Origin of the sequence: Nonomuraea sp. JJY05 (assembly GCF_043496855.1) — a bacterium.
Classification (GTDB): Bacteria; Actinomycetota; Actinomycetes; order Streptosporangiales; family Streptosporangiaceae; genus Nonomuraea.
Genome location: NZ_JBIEIS010000041.1, coordinates 60,359 through 79,951 on the forward strand (window position 1 = coordinate 60,359; position 19,593 = coordinate 79,951).

Genomic DNA, 19,593 nt, shown 5'->3' on the forward strand with positions numbered 1-19,593 from the left:
CGCCGCCGTTTCGGACGGGCTCTGCCGATTCCGATCAGGGCGGGCAGCCTCAGGGGTGTGAACCGGAAGGGCCCAAGGGATCAGGCGTCGCGAGCGGCATGCGCGGCTTGGTGCTCCGGCACGGAGGGTGGTCCACGGCCACCGAGGAACCAATCAACGATCTACGGTTTGTCGAGGACCATGTCGTGCGACGCTTGGGGCGCAAGGAACGCGTACAGCTGTGCGGCCTCGGTCCTGCCCGCGGAACGTCCGCAATGGCAGCCGCTCTACCACCTCGCGCAGCCGGGTCAGCCCGGACCACACCTGGATGTCCGCGACCTGCGCCGGACCGAACGCGCCGAGATGGCGCAGCACCAGCGCATCCACCGCTACCGGACGCAGCGGCGCGCCCAGCCAGCTCTGCACCGGTGCCCATGCCGCGGGACCGTTCTTGCCCCAGACGCCCCGCGGCGGCACCTGGCACAGCGGGATGTGATGCGTCGCCGCGTACGCCAGCGCGTTCGGATCGGCGTCTGGCCAGTGTTCCGCCAGCAGCTTGCCGAGCTCGGCGCGGGTGCGCGGCTGCTCCTTCAGCAGCTGCTTCGCCTGCCTGAGCAGCGCATCCCGGTCCACTCCCTGGGTCCCGTGGCGAAAGTGCCCGCTGAACTGGGCGGCGTGCAGCGGATGGAACAGCGGGCGCCAGTCCAGGCAGTCGCGCGCGCTGACGAGATGCACGGTGTTGCGCATCAGGTGCAGCCGTACCACCTGACGCTGCTCGGTCAGCGTCGAAAGCTCTGCCGCAGAGAAGTCGTGGAGACGGGTCCACAATCCCACGTAAGGAGCGAGCGGCGCCTGGGACTGCATCCCGCCCAGGTGCTCGATCGCGTCGATCGCCGATGTCGAAGCGCGTTCCAGCAGGTGCCGGCGAGCCAGCGTGGCCCGGTTGAGACCACGCCGGCTCAGCACATCGGTCACTTCAGCGGTCCGAAGAAGGCTTGCAGGTCCGCGGCCAGCTGGGCCGGGGCCTCCATCGCCGGGAAGTGCTTGCCGCGCTCGAACTCGGTCCAGTGCGCGTCGGCCGGAGCGAGGACCAGCTTCCGGACCGTCTCGTCCGCGCCGAAGACCGCAAACCCCTGCGGTACGGCCGACGGCGCGCCCCAGTCCGAGGAGTGCGCCTGCTCGTACAGGGTGTGCGCGGCGGTGGCGCCGGAGCCGGTGAACCAGTACAGGCTGACGGTGGTGAGCAACTGGTCCCGGTCGACCGGCAGGTCGGTCCACTCGTGGACCTTCTCGGCGATCCAGGCGAGCTGCAGCAGCGGTGAGTCGACCAGGCCGTAGCCGATGGTCTGCGGCCGGCTGTTCTGGATCGCCAGGTACCCGGAACCTTCCTTGGCGAAGGCGTCCATCCGGTCCAGGATCAGCTTGTCGACCGGGTCGTTCTCGTCGAGCCGGTCGGCCATCCCTGGGAGGAAGGTGGCGACGTTCGCGGCGGTCAGCGGATCGGTCACCACGTGTACGCCGATGACCCGCTCGCCGTCGAGGCCGGCGACCATGCCGGACACGCCGGCGCCCACATCGCCGCCGTGCACGCCGTACCGCTCGTAGCCGAGCCGGCGCATCAGCTCAGCCCAGGCGCGTGCGGTGCGACCCATCGCCCAGCCTGTCCCGCCCAGCGGGGTCGAGAAGGCGTACCCGGGAAGGGACGGGGCGACGACGTGGAAGGCCTGACCCGCTGCCGGGTTGACCAGCGGCTCGATCAGGTGCAGGAACTCGGCGACGGAGCTGGGGAAGCCGTGGGTGATCAGCAGCGGTTTGGCGTCGGGCTGATCGGATTCGACGTGCAGGAAGTGGATGCGCTGGCCGTCGATCTCGGTGGTGAACTGCGGGTACTGGTTGAGCTGCGCCTCCTGGGCGCGCCAGTCGTACTGCGTGCACCAGTACTCGGCGAGTTCCTTCAGGTAGGCCAGCGGTACGCCGCGAGTCCACTCCGTGCCGGGCAGTTCGCCGGGCCAGCGGGCGCCTGCGAGCCGGTCATGCAGGTAGTCGAGGTCGGACTGGGGGATCTCGATGCGGAAGGGCTGGATGTCGTCGCTCATGGCGCTTCTCCTTGTTCAACACGACCGGTACGGCCCGGGAGGCTTCAACGGGGAGCTCTTGTGCTCACATGGAGAAGACTAGGAATAATAAGGGAAAGGATCGTTCCTAGATTGGCGCCAGGATCAAAGAATGTTGGAAACTTCGGCGCGGCTGCTGCGCCTGCTGTCCCTGTTGCAGGCTCAACGAGACTGGACCAGTACCGAGCTCGCCACCCGGCTCGGCGTCACCACTCGCACCATCCGTAACGACATCGGTCGGTTGCGCGGGCTCGGCTATCCGGTCGACGCGCGGCCGGGTGTGGCCGGCGGATACCGGCTCGGCACGGGTCGTGCCCTACCGCCGCTGCTGCTGGACGACGAGGAGGCGGTAGCGGTCGCCGTCGGATTGCGTACCGCCGCGAACGGCTCGATCGCGGGCATCGAGGAGACCTCGGTGCGCGCGCTGGCGAAGCTGCAGCAGGTGCTGCCCTCGCGGCTGCGCCACCAGGTCAGCGCCCTCCAGTCGTACGCGTTCCCGATGCCGTCGCGTGGCCCGCAGGTGGATCCAGACGTGCTGACCGTGATCGCGAGCGCATGCCGGGACCATGAGCGGCTCCGGTTTGACTATCGGGCGCATTCCGGCGCGGCCAGTCGGCGCTCGGTGGAGCCGTACCGCCTGGTGAACGACCGGCGGCGCTGGTACCTGGTGGCCTGGGACCTGGAGCGGGACGCCTGGCGTACCTTCCGGGTCGACCGGATCGAGCCGCGGACGCCGGCAGGGCCGCGCTTCACGCCCCGTGCGCTGCCGCCTGACCAGGAGATCGCGGCGCAGGTGGCGCGCGGAGTCGGCGAGGCGACCTGGCGGTACCGAGCACGGGTGATCGTGCACGCGCCCGCGGCATACGTGCGGGGTCGGCTGCCGATCCCCATGGAGGTGGAATCCCTGGGCGAAGACCGGTGCGCGTTCGAGCCAGGCTCGGACCATCCAGAGATGCTCGCCCTCTATCTGGGGCTGCTGGACGCGGACTTCACGATCGTGGACTCGCCGGAACTGGTTGACACGCTGCACAACCTGGCGCAGCGCTATCAGCGGGCGATCGACGCCAGCCGGCAAACATCTGCCGGCTCCGCGCACAGAAGCCGCCATCGCCAGCAGCACGAGTCTCCACCGGAATCGGGACAGGGTTGATCTTGTCCGCACAGGACCACCAGGTGGCGTGTTCAACCTGGCAGGCCCTCCGCTCGTGGCTCGAGGCGTCCCCGGTCAGGCTGCCGAGTCTGGCGTGCAGGTAGGAGCGGGCCTCCTGCCAGGTGTACAGCGAACTCGGCACTGCCGAAGCGCTCACCCGCGGGATGGCCGGTCCGTTCGCCGGCTCGCGCACGGTCGCCATACCTCGCGCATGGTCGCCATACCTCCTCCATACCGCCGATCTCTATGGTCGATGCCGCACGGCGAAACCACCGGAACAGCGGACATCGCGTTGAGGCGATCCCGCGGAGAACGCGCACCATTCCTGGATGAATCCCATCTGGAGGAATCGCATGTCCCCAGCCGCCTCATGGCGCGAAATCGCTGCCTTGCTGCTCCCCGCCGCACTCGGAATCGCCGGCCTGGTGAGCCCGGCGCCGGCCGCCCCGGATTTCCATCCACTTTCCGTGCGGACAGAAGTGGCAGCTGAACAGCTGGGCCCACGCACCCGCGCTCGACATGGTGAAGGAGCCCGACCAGCACGGCACCGAGGGCGCCACCCTGATCGCGGCCGCCGGCGGGACCGTCGACAGATCCTTCTGGCACGACAACGGCGGCAACGTCGTGCAGCTCGATCACGGTGGCGGCTACTTCACCACCTACATCCTCGTGATCGGCAACCTGCAAGTCCCGTGTAAGCCCGCCCGTCTAGACCTGCACATGTGAACTGAGACGCCAGAAATCGCGCGAAGGCGTCATTTCATCCGTCGTCGCCGCGAAAGAGTCAGTTCACCGCGTAATACGCCGACTCTGTTGAAGGATGTGAGCGCTTTACATGACGCTGGAGATCGGGTTCCTTGGACCGTGGCAGGTCCTGGCCGGTGACGCACCGGTCCGGCTCGCCGGGCGACGACGCATCGGCGTGCTGGCCAGGCTCGCCCTGAACGCCGGGCAGGTCGTCCACGCCGAGCGGGTCCTCACCGACATCTGGGAGGACGGCTCCGCGGCGACCGTGTCCAAACAGCTCCACATCGTGATCTCCAAACTCCGCGAAACCCTCGCACCGCACACCACCGAAGAGATCATCCAGACCGTGCCCGGCGGCTACCGGCTCGCGCTCGACCCCGATCACATCGACGCCCACCTGTTCGCCCGCCTGGCCAAACGCGCCCGCAGCGCCCAGGCGCGGGAGGGCGGCGCCGCCGCGGAGGCCCTGTTCCGCGCCGCCCTGCAACTGTGGCGGGGCGAACCCCTGGCCGGGTTGCCCTACCCCTGGGCCCGCATCGAGGCCACCCGCCTGGAGGAAGAGCACCGCACCCTCCTGGAGGACCACGCCGATCTCCGCCTGGCCGCCGGCGACCACCACGCGCTGACCGCCGACCTGGCCGCACACGTACGGGCCCACCCGCTGCGCGAACGCCCCGCCGCCCAGCTCATGCTCGCCCTGCACCGTGCCGGCCGCCCGTCCGAGGCGCTCGCCGTCTACCAGAACACCCGCCGGGTCATGATCTCCGAACTCGGCATCGAACCCGGCGCCGAACTACGCCGCCTGCACCAGGCCGTCCTGGTCAAGGACCCCGTACTCGACCTGACCAGCCCGGCCCAGCAGATCACCCCCGGCCGGCCGTACATCCCTGCCGAACTGCCCGCCGACACCCATGCCTTCACCGCCCGCAGCACCGAGATCGACCACCTGCGCACGGCGCTCGGACCCGCGCACGGGCCCGCCATCACCGTGATCGACGGACCCGGCGGCATCGGCAAGTCCGCGCTGGCCGTTCACGTCGCCCACGCCCTGGCCGGCCGGTTCACCGACGGCGTCCTCTACCTCAACCTGCACGGATCCACCCCCGGACTCGACCCGTTGCCCCCGGGCCAAGCCCTGCGCCACCTGCTGCGTTCCCTCGGCCTGGACGGTGCCGCCGTCCCCGCCGACCCCGGCGAGGCCGCCGCCCGTTACCGCTCCCTGACCGCGACCGGCAACGTGCTGGTCATCCTGGACAACGCCCGCGACGTCCGCCAGATCCGCCCGCTGATCCCCGCCGGCCCCGGCTGCCGGGTCCTGATCACCAGCCGGGACCCGCTGGCCACCCTCGACAACGCCCGCCGCCTCCACCTGGGCACCCTGAACGCCGCCGACGCCGCCGCGCTGCTGTCCCGGCTGGCCGGACCCGACCGGGTGCGCGCCGAAGCGCGGGCGGCCGAGCGGATCGTCCAGTTGTGCGGCGGCTTCCCCCTCGCCCTGCGGATCGTGGGCGCCCGCCTGGCCGCCCGCCCGGACTGGACCCTGTCCGACCTGGAAGCACGGCTGTCCGACACCACCCGCCGCCTGGACACCTTGGAGTATGCCGACCTGGCCGTCCGCGCCAGTATCGCGGTCAGCCACCACCACCTCCGGGAAGAGCCCGCCGGCCGCGACGCCGCCCAGCTGCTGCCCCTGCTCGGCCTGCTCGGCCTGCCCACCCACACCCCCGCCGTCACCGCCGCCCTGACCGGCTGGCCGCACCACCGCGCCGAAGACGCGCTGGAACGCCTCCAGGACGCCCGCCTCCTCGAGGCCGCCGGCCCCGGCCGCTACCGGTTCCACGACCTGGTCGGCCTCTACGCCCGCGAACGGGCACACCAGAACATGCCGGGGCAGGAACGCGCCGCCGCCGTACAGCGCGCGCTCCACCACTACCTGACCACCGTCTGGATGGCGAGCGCCCTGTTCAACAACGAGTCCGTCCCGCGATGCCCCGTCGAGTTGCCCGAGAGCGTCTTCAAGGAGCCGGCCGAGGCGGAACGATGGGTTCAAGACGAGCGGGACAACCTGCTCGCCGCCGCGCAGCAGGCGCTGGCCTGCGCCGACCCGGCGACCGCCATCGGCCTGGCCATCGGACTCCAATGGCCCTTCAGCTACCAGGGCTGGCACAGGCAACTGGCCGACGTCTACGCGTACGCCATCGAGGTGGCCGACCGCATCGGGGCATGGGAGGACAAGGCCCAGCTCCGCAATTTCCTCGGCTGGGTCTACCGGGACCAGGGCCGCCACGACGCCGCGATTGCGCAGCTGAAGACGGCTCTCACCGACTGGGACCACGCGGGCCTGCCCAAAAGGAAGGTGGGAGCCCTCAGCAACCTCGGGGTCATTCACACGATCGTGGGACGTCTGGACGACGCGCTGGATTACCTGGAGTCCGCTCTGGCGCTCAACGACGACGCCGAACGCCCTGGGGCCCCGGCCGTGCTCCGCAACAACCGGGTGCACGTCTACTTCCGGCAGGGGCGCTTCGACGAGGCGATCGCCGAAGCACGCGAGCTGGTCGAGCTGTGGCCGAAGACGGACCCGCGCGCCGGCGGGGGTTCGGCACACGACTCGCTGGGCGACGTCTACCGCCATGCCGGCCGGCTGACCGAGGCGGTGGACAGCTACTCGACGGCCGTACGGCTGTTCCGCGAGTCGGGATACCGCCTGAAGGAGGCCGTGTCGCGCTGGAGGTTCGGCGACACCCTGCATGCCCTCGGGCGGCACGGCGAGGCACGGGAGCAGTGGGAGGAGTCCGTCCGACTTCTGCGCGACGCCCGCCTGCTCACCCCACGGGAGGCGGCCGAGATCCTCGCCCAGCCCGTGCCGGAGACCCCCCAGCCGATCAAGAACATGCTCTGACCCTCACCCCGGCATCGGCCGATACCGGGGTCCTTGGTGACGCTCCATCGTCATTCGCTCACGTGACCGTGGCGGGCTGGGCGGACAGGAGGGTCTGTACCCAGCCTTCGGTGTCGACGGTGCCCTGGCCGATCAGGTCGTCCTTCCGGCCGTCGTAGGGGTTGATGTCGAGGTAGCGGTGCACGGAGCCGTTGGGGTGGTGGCCGTAGTAGACGCCCCCGCCGGGGGATAGCAGATGGTCGAAGCCCTGCCAGGTGGAGTCGCGTAGCTGGTAACGCTTCCAGGAGCCGGCACCGCTGATGTTGTAGGAGATGAGCTGCCCCCCGGCCGTGGTGCCGAGGATCCAGTCGGCTCCGGTGGCGGTGAGGGTCTTGAGGGTGAAGCCGCCGCCGATGACGATGTTGTCGGTGATGTCGTCAAGGGCGGGCTGAGCGGCGGTGACGGTGTAACGGTGGAGGGTTCCGTTCGTGATGCCGAACAGGTGGCCGGCGCCGTCGTACGCGAGCAGGTCGTGCGGGTAGCCGCTGCCCAGGAGGACGGGCGGCTTGAAGGCGAGGCTGTCACGGCTGGTCACGTCGATGCGGTACAGCTTGCCCTCGGCGTCGGTGACCAGGATGGTGTCGGCGTCGATTGTGGCCATGGCCTTGGGCGTGAAACCGAGGGTGGCCGTGGAGAGGACCGCGCCGCGGGTGCGCCTGCCGGTGGCGGCGTTGATGGTGGTGTACGTCAGCCGCCCGTCCGGCAGCACCCCATAGACCAACGTCTCACCCTTCGGCCCGCCGAAGTGCGGGTTCCGCGCATGGGTGAGGGTCTCCCAGCCCAGGAAGTGTGACGCCCCGACGGGGCGGTTCTGCTCGACCCACTTCGTGGCGGAGGGCATGGCGTATCCGAGACGGTGGTTCAGCGCGTTGTAGCCGACCTCGAAGTGCTCCCCGAGGTCCTTGGTGACCTTGCCGCCGCACAGCCACGACGGCACCGTGCCGCCGAGCTGCAGGCGGGCGTGGAGGTCCATCGCGAGGCGCAGGCGGTGCTTGGCCGTGGCGTACAGGTCCACGCCCTGGTGGCCGGCCGTCTCCGCGACGTGCGAGATGGCCGCGAGACCCCAGCCGGTGTGCCAGAAGTCGCGGCAGGTCTCCTGTGTCAGGCCGTCCACGAACGTGGTCTGCCCGTGCCAGTAGTCGATGATCTCGGCCTTGGTGTCGTACTTGCTGCCGGGCGGCGCCTTGGGCAGCGAGCCGTCCGTCGCGAGGTAGATGTAGGCGGGCAGCCTGCCGCGCCAGGTCGCGACCGCCCGGTCGAACGAGGCCCGGTCGTCCAGATGCACGGCGATGCCGATGGCGGCATCCGTCATGATCAGTTCCCAGTTGCCGTTGTTGTTCGGCCTTCCGGCGATCAACGTCGGGAGGTACACGGTACGGAGCTTGCCGGCGAACCGGGCGGCCTGGGTCCATCCGGTGTAGGTGTGCTTGATGAGCTCGGCGGCACGGGAGAAGTTGGCGCCCGCCCAGCCGGTCTGCAGCGGCGCGTTGTCCCCGGTGTGCTGGCTGATCACCGCCGACCAGGCGTCCATGATCTGGATCGCCTTCTTCGCGTAACGGTCGTCCTTGGTGAGGTACCACTGAAGGGCGTGCGTGTACGCCGCCATGGCGTCCTTGCGCTCGTCCGAGCAGCCCTCGTCGGGTTTCGACGAGGGGCCGCAGTTCACGGTGGCGCGCGGCTTGGCCGTATAGGACAGCGAGGCATAAGAACTGCTTCGCATGGAGTTCCAGGCGGACTTCCACGGCTCGTTGCCGAGATTGGCCTTGACGAAGTCGAGTTGAGCCCGGCTCACCAGGACGCCAGGATGCTTGAACGCAGCCGCCTGGACAGGTTGCGGCACGGCTAAAGCGGCGGCCACGAGCATGCTGACCGCAAGAGGACGAGAGAGACGCACGGATTCCCCTTCAGATTGAACGTCCATTTCGCCAGCCGGCGACTCACCAGGTCAAGGCGGAAGGGCCGTGGAGGCGGCCCGATATACCCGCCACATACCGCACACCTCGGCGAGCACGAGCAGCTACAGGTCAAGAACCGGCTGTGAGGGAAAGTGGCCTGCGTGCCGCCCGGACACCGCACGGCCGGCAGGTACGGACGCCGTGAGCACGGAATCGGGCGTGTACGCGCTCCAGCAGCGCCTGATCCGGAGGGGTGGGCGAGCAGGGCGTCGGCGGTCGAGCAGGCCGGAGATTTCCAGGGCGGTGTGCAGGCCGCTGTCGTGGCAGCGGCGGTTAAGGCCCGCAACTCCTATGGCTCTGGCAAGCCGCGGCCCCGGCTGCCCACCGCGCCGCAATGTCCATCCGGTCTCGGCGGTACGAGGAGGGCGTGTGCGGGGTCGTACAGGATCGGCCAGGCAGCTCCTCCGGGCCGCGGAAGAGCGATGAAGACCACGATCTCAGGCCGACGTGGTAGGGCGGGTCAGCAGCTGGGTGGTGGTGACGTCTTCTTCCGGCCCGTCGGCGGGCCGGGTGAGGCGGTAGTGGTCGGCCACGTGGACGCCGCCGCCGAGATCGATGGTCACTCCGAAGGGGCCGCCGAGCCCGCGGGGGACGATCTGGCGGGTACGTCCGTCGGCCGCGAGCTCGGCGACGCCGCCATGTGCGTAGCTGGAGACGAACATCCGGTTGTCGGCGTCGAAGGCGGCGTTGTCCAGGGCGTTGAGCTCGCTGACGATCTCCGACCGGTCGCCGGTGCCGGCCAGGTCGACGCGCGTGACGATCCCGGACTCGCCGCGGGAGAGGACCAGCAGGGTGCCGGCGCGGTCGAAGCGTACGGCGACCGGATCCGGGACGTCCGCGGCCACCAGCTCCGGCTCACCGCCGTCGAGCGGGATACGGAACACCTCGCCGGTGAGCATGTGCGGGTAGTAGAGCCGCCCGTCCGGGCCGAGTTGCATGGCGTTGCCCATGGCGAGGCCCGCCGTGAGCACCGCGGGGTTCGTCGCCGGCCGGGGACAGCTCCAGCAGGCGTCCACCCGGGATCATCTCGTTGGCGAACACCCGCGTGCCGACGCAGGCGATGCCGTTGGGCGCGCGGTGATCTCGTCGGTGACGAGCACGAAGTCTCCGGCCGGGTCACGTCGCCACACCCGGCCCGGGACCAGGTCGGTCACGTACATCGCGCCGTCGGCGTCGAAGGCGAGGTCGTCGGGGGAGTGCAGGGGTCCGTCCGGTGGCACGACCACCTCGACATCGCCGGTGGCCAGGTCGACGGCGCTGATCTGCCCGGCGAGGAACTGGGCCACGTACAGGCGTCCGTCGGGTCCGAAGGCCATGCCGTTCGAACCCCACAGCGGACTCGCCCGGACCAGCAGCTCGGCCTTGCGGCGGTTCATCGGGTGCCCGCCAGCACCTCGTCCATGCCGCCCTCGGCGCGCCAGCGGCGCAGCAGGTCGTGGAAGGCGACCGGGCCGGGTCCGTACGTCTGGCTGACCGGGCGGGGCTTGCCCTCGTTGTTGTAGTAGCCGGGCGTGCATTCGGCCTGGAACCGGCTGTTGTCCGGCGCCAGCTCCCGGATGGTGGCGACCCACGCGTCCTCGGCGTCCTTGGTCGGCTCGACCACGCCGAGGCCACGCCGGCGGGCCTCTGCGACCACGGCGCCGATGTGGGTGGCCTGCTCCTGCAGGATGTGTACGAAGTTGACGGCGGAGGCGTTCTGCAGCGGGCCCAGGTGGAACAGGTTCGGGAAGCCGTGGCTGTAGAAGCCGTGCAGCGTGCGGGGGCCCTGCCGCCAGGTGCCGAGCAGGGGCGCGCCGCCCCGGCCGTACACGGGCAGGGCGCCGGAGACGATGCCGGAGACGCCGACTTCGAAGCCGGTGGCGAAGATGACGCAGTCGACCTCGTACTCGTGCTCGCCGACCACGACCGCCGATTCGGTCATCGCGGTGATGCCGCCGTGGTCGGCGGTGTCGACCAGGGTGACGTTGGGCCGGTTGAACGTCTGCAGGTAGTGGTCGCTGAAGGTGGGCCGCTTGCACATGTAGCGGTACCAGGGCTTGAGCAGTTCCGCGGTGGCCGGGTGGCCGACGACCTCGTCCACGCGGGCGCGGATCTGGTTCATCTTCTGGAAGTCGGCGATCTCGTCGAGGTACTCGCGTTGCCCGGGTGACAGGTCGGTGTCGACGGTGCCGGCCAGCAGGTGGCGTTGCAGCCGTGCGGTGCTGGTCCAGCCGTCGTTGATCAGGTCCTGTTCGGCGCGCCCGCCGGTGACGACGGTGAGGAAGTTCTCCCTCCGTTCCCGCTGCCAGCCGGGCTTGAGGGAGGCGGCCCAGGCCGGGTCGGTGGGACGGTTGTCGCGCACGTCGACCGACGAGGGGGTGCGCTGGAAGACGTACAGGTGCTGCGAGTCGCGCCCCAGGTGCGGGATGACCTGGATCCCGGTGGCGCCGGTGCCCACGACCGCGACCCGCTTGTCGGCGAGCTGGTGCAGGCCGCCGCTCTGGTCGCCGCCGGTGTAGCCGTAGTCCCAGCGGCTGGTGTGGAAGGTGTGCCCGCGGAACGTCTCGATGCCGGGGATGCCGGGCAGCTTCGGCTGGGTCAGGGTGCCGGCGGACATGACGACGTAGCGGGCCCGGAAGTCGTCGCCGCGGTCGGTGCGTACCTGCCATTCGGCTGCGGCGTCGTCCCAGCGCAGCTCGGTGACGCGGGTGTGGAACAGCGTGTCGCGGTACAGATCGTAGAGTTTTGCGATCGCGACGGCGTGCTGACGGATCTCCTCGCCGGGCGCGTATCGCATGGTGGGCAGGTAGCCGACCTCTTCGAGCAGCGGCAGGTAGACCGATGATTCGATGTCGCAGTGGATGCCCGGGTAGCGGTTCCAGTACCAGGTGCCGCCGAAGTCGCCGGCCTCGTCGAGCATCCGGATGTCGTCCACGCCGGCCTCGCGGAGCTTGGCGCCGGTGAGCAGCCCGCCGAAGCCGCCGCCCACCACCAGCGCCTCGACCCGGTCGCGGACCGGTTCCCGCTCGGCGCGTTCGGTGTACGGGTCGGCGGCGTAGTAGCCGAACTCGCCGCGGGCGCCCTGGTACTGGGCGTTGCCGTCGGGCCGCAGCCGGCGGTCGCGTTCGTGGCGGTACCTGGCGCGTAGCACGTCCGGGTCGAAGCCCAGTTCCGCGACCGTGAGGTGGGCAGGCGGCGTCGGAGAGTGGTGCATGGATGCCCTTCGATTCGGGAGTAGGTGGGGGAGCGGGTAGAGGCCCAGCTCGGCGGTGTGCTCAAAGGCGTCCTCGTTGCGGTTGCCGACGACGCGGGCGCTCCTGTACGCGGCGAACTCGGCCCGATCGGCAGCGCTCGCGCAGTTCGACCCATTCCACCGGCAGCTCCAGGACGGTCCGGTGCCTGCTGGATGGTCTCGATCAGTTCGTGCTTGCTGTGATGCCGGCGGGCAGGGCCATGGTGTCCATGATCCCGGCGTCGTCGCACAGCACGTCGATCCGCCCGTACGTGCCGATCGCGGTCTCGACCGGCGCGGCGGCCGAGGACTCGTCGCCGATCTCAGCAGCGGTACGACGGGCGCTCTCCTCGTTGACATCACAGACCACGACGCGAGCGCCGGGCTTGCCGAAGGCGACCGCCATCGCCCGGCCAATGCCGGAGCCCGCGCCTGTGATCAGGCAGCTCTTGCTGTCGAAAGCGCTCAAACGTCCTCTCCTGACTGGAACCGGACAATATTGTCCGGTGGCAATGTAGCTCGTCTGACTGATCGTTGTCGAATGCCGGGCATGCTGAGGTCGAGTACGTGGACAGTGTTGTCCGGATGGTGGTGAGAGCCATGTCCGTGGCACGTCCGGCGAACAAGGGGCCCCGCGTCGCCGCTCAACGATCGCGCCTATAGATAGATGGTCGGTATATATTGATCACATGAGACAGATGCAGGAGCCGACCTTCCTGATCCTGACCGCGCTAGCTGCCGGTCCACAACACGGATACGGCGTCATCACCGACGTGGAGCGCATCTCGGACGGTCAGGTTCGCCTGCGCGCCGGCACCCTGTACGCCGCCTTCGACCGTCTCCAGGAAGAGGGTCTGATCATCGAGGACCGGGAAGAGATCGTCGACGGCCGGGTGCGCCGCTACTACCGGCTGACCGGCGACGGCGCGACGAGACTGGCGGCGGAGGCCGAGCGGATGCGCAGGCACGCCAAGGCGGCCACCGCACGCCTGCGCGCGATCGGCGCGGGAGGAACGGCATGAGCCCGCTCGAAGCCCGTTACCGCCGTCTCCTGGCCGCCTACCCGCGCGACCACCGGGCGCGGCATGAGGAAGAGATGATCGGCGTGCTCCTCGCCGGAGCGCGGTCCGGCCAGACCCGTCCCCATCCGAGCGACGCGGCAGACTTACTGTGGGGCGCGCTGCGCGTCCACGGGCGGCGGGCCTTCGGCCCGGTGTCCGCGCCGGCCTGGCGCGCCGGGCTGGCACTCGCCGTGGCACTGTGGCCGTTCCTGATGCTGACAGGTGCCCTGGCGACCGGGCTGCTCCACGGTGCCGAAGCCGTGGGGAACGCGGGGGCCGCCGTTGTGGAGCGGCCGACCTGGATCCTGTACCTTGCCCAGCCGATCGTCATCGCGGCCCTGCCGGTGCTGGCCGTGCTGCTCGGCCGACGATGGATCGCCGTGCTCGGCGTGGTCGCGTTCGCGCTGTATCAGGCCGAACACCCCCGCCTCCTGGATCTGGACACGCTGCTGTTCCCCAACCACGGCCCGGTCCTGGTGGCCCAACTCGCGACCGTCGCCATCGCCTTCGCACCCGCGGCGCATCGCGCGATCACGGTCGTTCCCCGGCACGCATTCCTGCTATGGGGGCCGCTCGCCGTGGCAGGGCTGACCGCCGGCAAGGCCATCGTGCGCTGGGTGGACGTGATCGCCCACCACGACATCGTGACCTGGAAACCCGTGCCCTGGATCGTCGTGGTCGGACTGGCGGCCGGGTACGCGTGCCGGTCAGCCGTGGGGCGGCGGGCAGCGCTCCTGCTGTTCCTGCCCGCGGCGGCGCTGGGCGACCTCGGGGACCTGCCGTCGGTGCCCACCCCCACGGCCCTTGCCCAACTCGGGTGCGCGGCCCTGGCCTTCACCGCCACGGCTGCCTTGAGCCGGCGGCGGAGCGTCCGGAGCCGAGCCCCCGCTTCTTGAGAAGAACGTCCAGCGGATCAACGTCCAGGCGGCCTTAGCTGGGTAGTGGCACCGTCGCTGAGCTTGATACCAGAACTCACGCGTAGACCCAAGGTCTAGGTACCTGCGGTGAGCAGCGTGACGAGACGCTCCGCTGTGGTCTCCCAGTCGAGCGTTTTGCGTGGTCGGGCGTTGAGCCCGGCAGCGACGGCGTACGAGCTGGTCGCGGGTGTCGACGGAGCACTCGTGGTGCGGCCCATCTCGCTGCCCTGGTCCCAGGTCAGGGAGCGCTTGAGATGGGCGGGCAGGGTCACCATGACCTCCACCAGGGCGTCGCGCATGCGCTGAACTGCGGTCGATCAGCAGGTGGACGAGCATCACTTAGCGAGGGGTGCGCTCGATGAGAGTGCCGATGGACGATGCCTGGTTCTTCCCGATGATGTTCGCAGTCGCCCTTCCAGTGGCCCGGCACCGCGCGGTCGTCGGCCTCTGCGAGCCGCTCGCTGATCATGACCATCGGCACGCTGCAGGGGACTGGCGCTGCTGGGCGAGGCGGCGGGGCTTGCGCATCGCTCGGGTCAGCTCGCATGTCCAGGGCTGCGGTGGTCTCGTGGCACACGTGCATCTCCGCCCAGATACACCACTGACTGAGGGTGCGCCTATTTCGAGGTGGGCGACCGCCTCTACCCCCGGGAGCACCCCTGGGTGGAGGAGAAGCTGCATGCGATCAGCCACTTCAAGTCGGGATTCGGACAGGCCCCGTCGGTCCGGATGGACGTGCTGCTCCGCTCAGATGCTGCTCCCGCCGTCCATCGCGATGACGCCCCCGGTCAGGAAGGGACAGCCCGGCCCCAGCAGGAAGTCCACCAGCGCGGCCACCTCGGCGAGGGCGCCGATCCGGCCCGCCGGGATGCGCCCTAGAATCTTCCGGCGCGCCTCGGGATCGTCGAGGTAGGTCGTGGTCATCCGCGTGGGCAGGTAGCCGGGGCAGATCGCGGTGACCGAGACGCCCTCCGCACTGACCTCCAGGGCGAGCGTCTTGGCGATCGCCACGACGGCGGCCTTGCTCGCGTTGTAATCCACGAAGTGGGCTTCGGGGCGTAGGGCGTTGGAGGAGGCGTTGAAGACGATGGCGCCCGGCCTGGCCAGATCGCGCAGCGCCGCCCGCGCGACCAGGAAGGCGCCGATGACGTTGACATTCAGCACATGGTGGAAGTGGGCCGCCGTCACCTCGGCCGCTGGCTTCGCCTGGCCGTCCACGCCGGCGTTGACGAACACGCCGTCCAGACCGCCGAGGCAGGCGACCGCCGCGCGTACCGCGTCATCGACGGCCCGCTCGTCGGAAACGTCGCAGGCTCCCGCGCCGGCCAGCGGCAGAGCGTGCCTGGCGGCGTCGGCGCTCTCCTCGTTGCTCCCCAAGACCCACACGCGGGCGCCCTGGGAGGCAAGGTGTTCCGCGCAGGCGTACCCGATGCCGCTCGTTCCCCCGGAGATCAGAATGCGGCGTGCGTCCACGATTGGTGCTCCTCCATGATGATCGCATTCCCGTGAGCTCTCAGTTCCCCGATCGAGGTCACGCCGATGAGCTGCAGAGTCCGCCGCAACTCGGCTGTGAGGAGTTCCAGGGCCCGCTCGACCCCCCGCCGGCCGCCGGCAGCCAGCCCGTAGAGGTAGGGGCGGCCCACCATGCACAGGTCGGCGCCCAAGGCCAGCGCGATGGCCAGGTCGGAGCCGTGCCGGAGGCCCGAGTCGACCACGATGACGGTTTCGCCGCCGACCGCCCGGCGTACGGCCGGCAGGAGGTCGAGCGGCGGGACGCAGCGGTCGAGCTGGCGCCCTCCGTGGTTGGACAGATGGAGGCCGTCCACGCCCATCGACACCGCCCGTACCGCGTCGGCGGGCCTGATCGGGCCCTTGAGCAGCAGCGGGCCCGGCCAGCGGGCGCGGATATCCGCGAGGTCGTCCCAGCTCAGCGCGGCGTCGAAGCGCGCGGTGATGTCGGCGACCGTCCGGCCGGCCGCGACGGCCGTTCCCGCCACGTTGGCGAAGGTCAGCTCGGGGGCGCGGAGCATGCCGTACCAGTAGCGCGGGTGCGCGGCGATGTCGAGCAGGGCACGCGGCCCCAGCCGGGGCGGGATCGTCAGGCCGTTGCGCAGATCCCTCACCCGCTGGCCCGAGACGGCGGTGTCCACCGACACCTCAAGCCCCTGGAAGCCCGCCTTGGCGGCCCGGTCGATGAGCGAACGGGTGAGGTCGCGGTCCTTGGTCACGTAGAGCTGGAACCACAGCTTGTCGTGCCCGGTCCCGCCGACCTCCTCGATCGACGTCGTGGCCAGGGTGGACAGGCAGTACGGCAGGTCGTACGCCGCGGCGGCGGCCGCGACCGCGAGTTCGCCGTCCGGGTGGGTCATCCGGGTGTACCCGGTCGGTGCCAGGCCCAGGGGGACGGGCAGTCGTACGCCGAACACCTCGCCGGTCAGGTCCGCCTCGCTCACGTCGATCAGGATCCGGGGGAGGAAGCGCCACCGTTCGTAGGCCACCCGGTTGGCCGTGAGCGTGATCTCGGAGTCGGCGCCGCCGTCGACGTAGTCGAACACCGCGCGCGGCAACCGCCTGCGTGCCGCCGCGCGCAGGTCCTCGATGTCGTGACAGGACGACAGGGACCCGTGCCGCCGACGCTCCGTGAGGCCCAGGGTGCGCAGGATCTGCCGTGGTCTCACCTTTCGGGGCCTCGCAACCGGCGGAGCGCGCTCGCGGCGTGCGCCGGGAACCCTTCGTGCCCGGCCAGCGCGGCGATGGTGGGCGCCATCCGGATCAGCGCCTGTTCGTCGGCCTGCGCGATGGCCGTCCGCTTGCGGAAGACGTCCGCGTTCACGCCGCCGCAGACCTTGGCGTACCCGCTGGTGGGCAGGGCCGCCGGGCAGCCGATCGCGAAGTTCGCCGCAGAGATGGGCGTCCATGGGCCGAGCAGGTTCTCCCCGGCGTTCCTCAGCAGGGGCAGCAGCTTGCCGGGGTCGGCAGTCACGACCTGCATGTGCTCGGGCGCCAGCGCATTCGCGACCTCGGCGGCCTCGTCGAGATCACGGACGAGGATCGCGCCGCCGTTGCGTCCCAGCGCCCGCGCAGCGTAGGAGCGGCGGGGCTCGGGCAGCTCCGCCAGTTGCCTGGCGACCTCCGCCTGCGTCAGGCCGAGCAGCCGTCGGCTGTCGGTGACCAGGAAAGAGGAGGAGTCGGGCCCGTGCTCCGCCTCGTTCAGCAGATCGGCCGCGAGCAGTACGGGGTCGGCCGTGTCGTCCGCGATGACCAGGCTTTCGCTCGGTCCCAGCAGCAGATGGCTGACCGTGCCGAACCGCTGCACCTCCAGCTGGGCACACGTCACCGGTGGCCCTCCAGGGCCCACGACCTTGAGTACCCTGGGCACTGTTGCCGTGCCGAACGCCAGCGCCGCGATGCCGGCCGGGCCGTTGGCGCGGAATACCTCGCGCAACCCCAGCTCGTCGGCCACAATGAGGACCGCGGGATCAACCTCACCGTGGGAGCCCGCGAGGGGAGGGACCACGACGGCGATCCGCGGCACCTCGGCCACGACGGCTGGCGTGCCGATCTGGATGAGGACCGATGGGTAGGAGCCCTTGCCGCTCGGCACGAACAGGCCCGCACTCTCGATCGGGGTGACCACCTCGCCGACCATCAGGCCCGGCGCGCACTCGCGCCACCAGCCGGCCCGCTCGATGATCCACTCGTTGAAGCGCTTGACGCGCTCGATACTGTCCTTGATCGCTCGCACCAACCTGGGGTCGGCGTCCGCCCGTGCGCGGGCGAATTCCTCCTCGCTCACCCGGAGGCCGCCCGGCTCCACGTCGCAGCCGTCGAACGTACGCAGCGCCCGTGCGATCGCCTCGTCGCCCGCCACACGTACATCCTCAATGATCTCCAGGACCGTGTCACGCAGGGAGGCGTCGAAGATGTGGTCCAGCCCCCGCCGCATCAGCGTGGAGTACGATTCGGGTGACAGCCGTCGCCACTCGCCGACGACGCGCAGGGGTTCGGGCATGATGTGCCTTTCGTTCAGCCGGTTTTGCACTGCACCCGGTGCCCGAGCCGCAGCGAGGTCTCCTGGGCGGCACGGGTGACCTCCGCCGCCGCCATCTGGGTGGTGAGGTCGTCGTGGAGGAGGTAGCTCACGCCGATGGCGCCGCAGCAGCCGCGGTCGTCGAACACCGGCGCGGCCAGGCAGCGGATGCCGGTCGCCGTACGGCCGTCATCCGTGGCGTAGCCGAGCCTCAGCGCAGAGTCGATCTCCGCGCGCAGGAGCCGCGGCCATGAGCTCACGGACCCGTGGCGGTAGGCGAGCTGGACCTTGCCCACCGCGGTGATCTCCGCGGGGAGACGCGCTCCGAGCGCGCTGGCCAGCCCCAACGCCGGCCTCGGAGGGTCGTGCTTGGCCAGGTACACGACCTCGTCACCGGCCAAGACCGCGAAATGGGAGGTGACCCCCAGCTTCCTGGTGAGCTCCAGCAACGGTTGCTCGGCCGCCACCACCGGCGTCATCCTGCGCAAATAGGCACAGCCGATCTCGAAGCTCTGAAGCCCGAGCACGTACCTCCCCTTACCGTCCACGGTGATGAAGCCGTGCGCGGTCAGGGCGCGCAGCAGGGTCAGCGCGCTGCTTTTTGGCAGGCTCAGGTCTCGGGCGATCTCGCCGAGCGAGGAGGACCGGCCGGTCTGCGCGAGCAGTTCCAGGATGGCCAGTGCCCGGCTGACGGATCGGTTGCTGGTGGTGCCTGGTTCGATCTGTTCGGTCATGTCTCCCGCCTCAGGTACGGAAACGAACGAGCGTGCAGCTTCTTGAAGGCGAGGTCGAAGGCCAGCCCGAGGAGGCCGATCACGGTGATGCCGAGGATGATCTTCGGCGTCTCCACGAATCGCTGGGCCTGCTGAATGCGGAAGCCCAGCCCTTCGTCGGCGCCGATGAGCTCCGCGACCACCAGATACGTCCAGGCCCAGCCCAGTGAGATTCGCAGGGAGTCCACGATGCCCGGCAGCGCCGACTTGGCGACCACCCGGACTAGGATGGCCAGCGGCCGGAACCCGAGGGCCCGCGCCACGTCGATGAGGTTCGCGGGCACGGTCTTCACGTTGTCCATGACCATCAGCACCTGCTGGAAGAAGACCCCGATGAACAGGATGCAGGTCTTCTGCAATTCGGTCGTCCCGAACCAGATCAGCGTGAGAGGGATGAAGGCGACCGCCGGCATGTACCTGATCAGGCCGATCAGCGGCTCCAATGCGGCCTCGATCGCCTTGTACGAGCCCATCAGCACCCCGATGGGCACGGCCAGCGCCGAACTGATCAGGAACCCCATCGAGATGCGAAGGACACTCGCCCATACGTCGGTGAGCAGCGTGCCGTCGGCGACCCCTTCCACCAAGGCGGCCCAGAATGGATGTGATCCGTCAAGCATGACTTCGGTAATTTACGTGCCGTCACAAAGGGATTACTGAGCGGCTGGCAGTGCCTGCCGACAATGTCAACCATGCAGGTCATCCGGCTTGCCCG

The 19,593-nt window shown here is 69.8% G+C and carries 18 protein-coding genes and 1 pseudogene; 5 read left to right on the forward strand and 14 right to left on the reverse strand.

Annotated features, from left to right (window positions below; genetic code table 11):
- Nucleotides 1-153 precede the first annotated feature (153 nt).
- Together ACFKCF_RS45955 and ACFKCF_RS45960 are read right to left on the reverse strand one after the other, a co-directional pair.
- On the reverse strand, nt 154-954 hold the full coding sequence (locus ACFKCF_RS45955; RefSeq protein WP_394501683.1) for a winged helix DNA-binding domain-containing protein: 801 nt from the start codon (nt 952-954) through the stop codon (nt 154-156).
- Nucleotides 951-2,075 carry an epoxide hydrolase family protein gene (locus ACFKCF_RS45960; RefSeq protein WP_394501684.1) on the reverse strand — a complete coding sequence of 375 codons (1,125 nt, stop codon included), beginning with the start codon at nt 2,073-2,075 and terminating at the stop codon, nt 951-953. Before ACFKCF_RS45960 ends, ACFKCF_RS45955 begins: the two co-directional genes overlap by 4 nt.
- Nucleotides 2,076-2,205: 130 nt before the next feature.
- On the opposite strand from ACFKCF_RS45960, the gene ACFKCF_RS45965 reads away from it, so the two are divergent.
- The 3 genes from ACFKCF_RS45965 (at nt 2,206) to ACFKCF_RS45975 (ending at nt 6,892) form a co-directional block, all read left to right on the forward strand.
- A complete protein-coding gene (locus tag ACFKCF_RS45965) occupies nt 2,206-3,243 on the forward strand; it encodes a helix-turn-helix transcriptional regulator (protein ID WP_394501685.1) in 1,038 nt (345 codons plus the stop codon).
- A 519-nt stretch (nt 3,244-3,762) separates the two neighbouring features.
- Nucleotides 3,763-3,969 (forward strand): peptidoglycan DD-metalloendopeptidase family protein, encoded by a 207-nt coding sequence (locus ACFKCF_RS45970; RefSeq protein WP_394501686.1) that lies wholly within the window; start codon nt 3,763-3,765, stop codon nt 3,967-3,969.
- 109 nt (nt 3,970-4,078) lie between these two features.
- Entirely contained in the window at nt 4,079-6,892 is a 2,814-nt protein-coding gene (locus tag ACFKCF_RS45975) for a BTAD domain-containing putative transcriptional regulator (RefSeq protein ID WP_394501687.1), read from the forward strand.
- A gap of 58 nt (nt 6,893-6,950) precedes the next feature.
- Here the strand turns inward: ACFKCF_RS45975 and ACFKCF_RS45980 are convergent, their stop codons facing one another.
- From ACFKCF_RS45980 to ACFKCF_RS46000, 5 genes are all read right to left on the reverse strand, one after another.
- On the reverse strand, nt 6,951-8,825 hold the full coding sequence (locus tag ACFKCF_RS45980; RefSeq protein WP_394501688.1) for an alginate lyase family protein: 1,875 nt from the start codon (nt 8,823-8,825) through the stop codon (nt 6,951-6,953).
- Between the two features lie 498 nt (nt 8,826-9,323).
- Entirely contained in the window at nt 9,324-9,857 is a 534-nt protein-coding gene (locus ACFKCF_RS45985) for an SMP-30/gluconolactonase/LRE family protein (protein WP_394501689.1), read from the reverse strand.
- Between the two features lie 51 nt (nt 9,858-9,908).
- Nucleotides 9,909-10,262, reverse strand: a complete 354-nt coding sequence (locus tag ACFKCF_RS45990) for an SMP-30/gluconolactonase/LRE family protein (RefSeq protein WP_394501690.1) — start codon at nt 10,260-10,262, stop codon at nt 9,909-9,911.
- Entirely contained in the window at nt 10,259-12,079 is a 1,821-nt protein-coding gene (locus ACFKCF_RS45995; protein WP_394501691.1) for a flavin-containing monooxygenase, read from the reverse strand. The genes ACFKCF_RS45990 and ACFKCF_RS45995 overlap by 4 nt, the downstream gene beginning before the upstream one ends.
- A 202-nt stretch (nt 12,080-12,281) precedes the next feature.
- Complete coding sequence (locus ACFKCF_RS46000; RefSeq protein WP_394501692.1) at nt 12,282-12,566, reverse strand: SDR family NAD(P)-dependent oxidoreductase; 285 nt, start codon at nt 12,564-12,566, stop codon at nt 12,282-12,284.
- Between the two features lie 220 nt (nt 12,567-12,786).
- On the opposite strand from ACFKCF_RS46000, the gene ACFKCF_RS46005 reads away from it, so the two are divergent.
- The gene (locus tag ACFKCF_RS46005) at nt 12,787-13,119 is read left to right on the forward strand and encodes a PadR family transcriptional regulator (RefSeq protein WP_394501693.1); all 333 of its coding nucleotides are present in this window, start codon (nt 12,787-12,789) and stop codon (nt 13,117-13,119) included.
- A complete protein-coding gene (locus tag ACFKCF_RS46010) occupies nt 13,116-14,054 on the forward strand; it encodes a hypothetical protein (RefSeq protein WP_394501694.1) in 939 nt (312 codons plus the stop codon). Before ACFKCF_RS46005 ends, ACFKCF_RS46010 begins: the two co-directional genes overlap by 4 nt.
- 95 nt (nt 14,055-14,149) lie before the next feature.
- Here ACFKCF_RS46010 and ACFKCF_RS46015 read toward each other — a convergent pair whose 3' ends face one another.
- From ACFKCF_RS46015 to ACFKCF_RS46045, 7 genes and pseudogenes are all read right to left on the reverse strand, one after another.
- Nucleotides 14,150-14,374 carry a hypothetical protein gene (locus tag ACFKCF_RS46015; protein WP_394501695.1) on the reverse strand — a complete coding sequence of 75 codons (225 nt, stop codon included), beginning with the start codon at nt 14,372-14,374 and terminating at the stop codon, nt 14,150-14,152.
- Nucleotides 14,375-14,417: 43 nt separating this feature from the next.
- A pseudogene (locus ACFKCF_RS46020) lies at nt 14,418-14,553 on the reverse strand (IS30 family transposase); the annotation flags it as partial.
- Nucleotides 14,554-14,822: 269 nt separating this feature from the next.
- A complete protein-coding gene (locus ACFKCF_RS46025; protein WP_394501696.1) occupies nt 14,823-15,548 on the reverse strand; it encodes an SDR family NAD(P)-dependent oxidoreductase in 726 nt (241 codons plus the stop codon).
- Nucleotides 15,527-16,753, reverse strand: a complete 1,227-nt coding sequence (locus tag ACFKCF_RS46030) for an alpha-hydroxy acid oxidase (RefSeq protein ID WP_394501697.1) — start codon at nt 16,751-16,753, stop codon at nt 15,527-15,529. Before ACFKCF_RS46030 ends, ACFKCF_RS46025 begins: the two co-directional genes overlap by 22 nt.
- Entirely contained in the window at nt 16,750-18,087 is a 1,338-nt protein-coding gene (gene hisD / locus ACFKCF_RS46035; RefSeq protein WP_394501698.1) for a histidinol dehydrogenase, read from the reverse strand. Before hisD ends, ACFKCF_RS46030 begins: the two co-directional genes overlap by 4 nt.
- Before the next feature lie 14 nt (nt 18,088-18,101).
- Nucleotides 18,102-18,839, reverse strand: coding sequence for an IclR family transcriptional regulator (locus ACFKCF_RS46040; RefSeq protein ID WP_394501699.1), 738 nt, complete (start codon nt 18,837-18,839; stop codon nt 18,102-18,104).
- Nucleotides 18,836-19,498 (reverse strand): ABC transporter permease, encoded by a 663-nt coding sequence (locus tag ACFKCF_RS46045; RefSeq protein ID WP_394501700.1) that lies wholly within the window; start codon nt 19,496-19,498, stop codon nt 18,836-18,838. The genes ACFKCF_RS46040 and ACFKCF_RS46045 overlap by 4 nt, the downstream gene beginning before the upstream one ends.
- Nucleotides 19,499-19,593: the final 95 nt, after the last annotated feature.